Source organism: Exiguobacterium sp. SL-9 (genome assembly GCF_004336985.1).
GTDB lineage: Bacteria > Bacillota > Bacilli > Exiguobacteriales > Exiguobacteriaceae > Exiguobacterium.
This window is the reverse complement of the sequence record NZ_SJUO01000034.1, coordinates 1-410: the sequence shown is the minus strand read 5'-3', so window position 1 is coordinate 410 and position 410 is coordinate 1. Positions and strand designations below refer to the sequence as shown.

1 protein-coding gene and 1 pseudogene are annotated in these 410 nt (G+C 40.5%); one reads left to right on the top strand and one right to left on the bottom strand.

Annotation, left to right across the window (positions count from 1 at the left end; translation table 11 throughout):
* On the top strand, positions 1-315 hold a 315-nt coding region (locus EVJ34_RS15520), incomplete at its 5' end, for a fimbria/pilus outer membrane usher protein (RefSeq protein ID WP_201739964.1).
* Here EVJ34_RS15520 and EVJ34_RS15515 read toward each other — a convergent pair.
* A pseudogene (locus EVJ34_RS15515) lies at positions 234-410 on the bottom strand (IS3 family transposase); the annotation flags it as partial. The gene EVJ34_RS15520 and the pseudogene EVJ34_RS15515 overlap by 82 nt on opposite strands.

The window sequence follows — 410 nt, the reverse complement described above, 5'->3', positions numbered from 1 at the left end:
GCACCGAGTGTTACTGGAACCGCGACAAGTAATGCGACGGTTACTATATCGCAAAATGGACGTATTTTGAATCAAATGAAAGTGGCACCAGGGCCTTTTTCAATTGATAATTTAAGTTCCTCTTTATCGGGGGCTCTTGATGTTAAAATTACAGAGGAAGACGGCTCTATACGTGAGTACCAAGTATCCTCGACTAATATTCCATTTTTAACACGCCCAGGCATGTGTAGTGGTCAACAAAAATTGGTCACCGTTTTAGAGTTTTCCCAATACAATCGTTCTGATTCATTGGGTGTTAAACCACCGTTATATTGATGGGGTCTAAGCTGACTATAATACCCGATGATATATCGTGTTATTTCTCGCTGTGCATCTATAAAATTACGGTAGCCTAAAATGGGTACCCATTC